General features: G+C 38.7%; 3 protein-coding genes. 1 reads left to right on the forward strand and 2 read right to left on the reverse strand.

Translation table 11 applies throughout. The features are described 5' to 3' along the window. The first annotated feature begins 773 nt into the window (after nt 1–773). Nucleotides 774–1,214 carry a replication/maintenance protein RepL gene (locus ACH97_RS02395; RefSeq protein ID WP_057957807.1) on the forward strand — a complete coding sequence of 147 codons (441 nt, stop codon included), beginning with the start codon at nt 774–776 and terminating at the stop codon, nt 1,212–1,214. Between the two features lie 36 nt (nt 1,215–1,250). Here ACH97_RS02395 and ACH97_RS02400 read toward each other — a convergent pair whose 3' ends face one another. Both ACH97_RS02400 and mobV read right to left on the reverse strand, forming a co-directional pair. Next, a complete protein-coding gene (locus ACH97_RS02400) occupies nt 1,251–1,448 on the reverse strand; it encodes a hypothetical protein (protein ID WP_048350715.1) in 198 nt (65 codons plus the stop codon). Further along, on the reverse strand, nt 1,448–2,791 hold the full coding sequence (gene mobV, locus ACH97_RS02405) for a MobV family relaxase (RefSeq protein ID WP_057957808.1): 1,344 nt from the start codon (nt 2,789–2,791) through the stop codon (nt 1,448–1,450). Before mobV ends, ACH97_RS02400 begins: the two co-directional genes overlap by 1 nt. Nucleotides 2,792–3,231 lie beyond the last annotated feature (440 nt).

Below are 3,231 nucleotides of genomic sequence, written 5' to 3' on the forward strand. Positions count from 1 at the left end.
CAAGGATAAATAAAAGCCAAGATACTGTTATTCACTTTACCTTGTTGTAAGTTTTAGTTACGAAAATCATTAATATTGTTGTATAAACAGTTGTTAAGATTAAAGCTGCTATAGCACTAAAATACATAGTGTTAATCTTTTTTATAAATTTCATTTTCATATGAGAAATAAGTCCTTTGTCGTTTTAACGTTAGTGTTTGTTTAAAACTTTTTTTTATTCTTAAGTTGCAGTTGTCCCCCCTTGTTTTGGGGTGTGAGGTTGGCTAGTCGTGTGGGGGCTAAACCCCACGGTCTTATTGCGTAGGTCAATATGGCATAAGACAGACGTTGCGAACGGATGAACAGGCGGTTTTTGGCGGTACAATGGTCAGAGCAAGCCGACCCTCGGAGATCCTCGTTTTGGGTCTGTTCGGCTTGGCGACAGTCCAGCACCGCCAAAAAATGCGAAAGGCAAGGGGAAAAGGGTGGAGATTTTTTTGGCGTAGCGAACCCGAAGGGCAAAAAAATACTACCCGAACCTTGCGTGGAGCATAGCCCTTAATTATATAGATAAGAGTGAATTTAATAGGTTAATAGGAATAAACCCTTGATGTTACTAGTTTTATAGAGTTTTTCATCGGTTTAATTTTTCATACCAAACGGTTTAATTTTTCATACCAAACGGTTTAATTTTTTTAAACCGTTGATTTTTTTGTAAACTGTATAGTATAGTTTGGAATATAACAAACGGTATATTTACAGGTGAATCATTAATAGTGGGGAGGATTAGGTTAATGAGTAAGATAACAACTCGGAAAAAGGTTAAATTCACTGGAACACAAAAATACATAAACCAAGATACAGGCGAAATTGTTGAAATGAATGTTACTGAAATTGAAGAACGTGACGCTAACTTTCATAAGATATGGCTAGGTCATGTGATGGAATCTTTAGATATTATTGGCAATAAAAAGGTTAAAATACTGCAATTCATAATTAATAACATGAACAAAGAAAATCAATTTTTATATACTTACAGCATGATTGAAAAAGAAACAAACATATCAAGAGCAACGATTGCAGAAACAATGACATCATTGCAATCTGCCGACTTCTTAAAGAAAGTGAAAAACGGTCATTATGAAATAAATCCTGATGTGATTTTTAAAGGCGGTAAAAATGCTAGGATGGATATTTTAATTAGATATAAAAACTTAACTGCAATTGAAGAATAAAACAGCGTGAAAACCTAAAGAAAAGCGAGTAGTTATCTACTCGCTTTTCTTTATTTCGAGAGCATATAACCCTTCATTGGAATCTTGGTCAATACTTTTTAAAATGCCTATATCCTTTATCGGAATGATAGTTCCAGAACTCAAATGAGGTCTTTTTCTATCCCTCTTAAACAGCATTAAATCAGCTTCTTGGTCTAGTTTTTGCAACTTCTCAACCAGTTGTTTCACTTTCATCAGCGTTCCATCTCCATCCCTTTTTCTCTTTGGGGTTTCTCTAATTTTTGAAGAGAGTCCTGAACTAATTTATCTTGTCTGTCATCCAGGGCTTTTATATGGCTAGGGGCAACATCCCTAATTCTTAAAATCGTCTTTACGCGGTCAATTTGAGCATGTAAAACTTTTCCCACTCTTTCCTTGAAAATTGAAAATTCTTTGCTGATCTGCATGAGTTTTTCCTTCAATTGCCTGTTCTCCGATTTCAATTCTCGATTCTCATTTTGGTAAGACCGGTTTTCTAGTTTTAGCGTATCTACCTCTTGTTTTAACTGCTTTTTTTCCTGCAACTGGTCATTGTATTTATGAACCAGCCCATTATATTTTTCTACTAGATTTCCGTATTTCTGCACAACCTCAGCCTGTTTCACTTTTTCCGCTGCTTTTTTCTCTGCTAATGTATCTAAATTCTGTTCAACATCTTTGTAATAATGTCGAATTTTGTCTTGTCCTCTCTGCATATCTGATTTTAATTGCTGAACTTCTGTCTTTGCCTTCTCTAACTCCTTCTGGAGAACCTCCGCCTTCTGCTGATAGACAACTCCATTTGTCGCATAATCGACTAGGCTTTTGTAGTCTTGCTCCTTCATGCCAACAAGCCCAAGAACCTTTTTTGGTTGAATGTTCTCAATCGCCTTCGTCTTGTCATCAATCTCTTGAATATGTCTCATTGTCCGTTCGTACTTCTCTCTAGCTTCCTGCTCCATCTGTTGGAACGTCAGAGCCTTATATTTGGCTGTCTCAACGTGTTTACGGTCTGATGAGACTCCTCGCTCCAAATCGAAGCCTTCTCGCACCATATGGTCATGAAACTTGTCCTGAAGCTTCACTAGTTGTTGTTTTTTACCGAAAAAGTCTTTTGCGGAAAGCCGACCATCTTCTGTAATCGGCACAAAACCAACGTGCATATGGGGAGTTTTCTCGTCTTTATGAACCATCGCATAAGCAATGTTCTTTTCTCCGTATTCGTTCGCAAAAAACTCATAAGCTGATTCAAAGAATCGCCTTTCCTCTCGTGGCGATAGCTTTTGAAAATACTCCGAATCAGACGTGACAAGGAAACTCGCCACTTTCACCGCATCTTTCCGAATGGCTTTGCCAGTTGTCACTCTTTCCTCAATCATTTTGTTGATCTTCTCGCTATAATCAATAGGCTTTGAATTGACCAAATCATAATTTAAATGCGAACGTGACCTATCAATATCACCATTCGTCTGGCTTTCTTTTTCTCGTTGATTATGAATTTGAATTCCTTTAATTGCAGTCTGTTTTAGCTTCTGCATATGTAAAACGGCATAGCTCATTTTCGGGGTTTCAGCTCCTTCTCAAGAAACAATAGTTTAAGAGAAGTGTAGCACACTACACTTTGTATGCAAAGTTCCATGTGCTCTGCGAGGCTTTTCGGCTCCGCCGAGCCATGCTTCAAGCATGGCAAAAAACCTTGGGCTTTGCCCAAACCCACTGGGGAACTCTTCCCCAGACCCCTCTCAAAAACTCCCCCAACCCCCTCACTTTTGAGGGGGCTCCCTCGCCGGTAGGCAGGTCAAAAGGTGAACTTTTGACACACCAAGAGGGTCTTGGTGTAGTGAGTCTGTCAACTCCTTAATGCTCCCTTCGGTCCGCTTACCGTTGACAGACGCCATACGGGGCATTTCTAGCCCTTTTAAGAGGTTGCCCCTTATAAAACCCCTATTTAATCTTTAAAATCGCTCACAGGGCATTTATGAGCTTCTCACGAGTAAAA

This window comes from Bacillus paralicheniformis, assembly GCF_001042485.2.
Lineage (GTDB): Bacteria > Bacillota > Bacilli > Bacillales > Bacillaceae > Bacillus > Bacillus paralicheniformis.

Bases quoted from the DNA above. Each gene is read 5' to 3' on its own strand.
- ACH97_RS02395 (WP_057957807.1), top strand. From the start codon at position 774: ATGAGTAAGATAACAACTCGGAAAAAGGTTAAATTCACTGGAACACAA.
- ACH97_RS02400 (WP_048350715.1), bottom strand. From the start codon at position 1,448: ATGAAAGTGAAACAACTGGTTGAGAAGTTGCAAAAACTAGACCAAGAA.
- mobV (WP_057957808.1), bottom strand. From the start codon at position 2,791: ATGAGCTATGCCGTTTTACATATGCAGAAGCTAAAACAGACTGCAATT.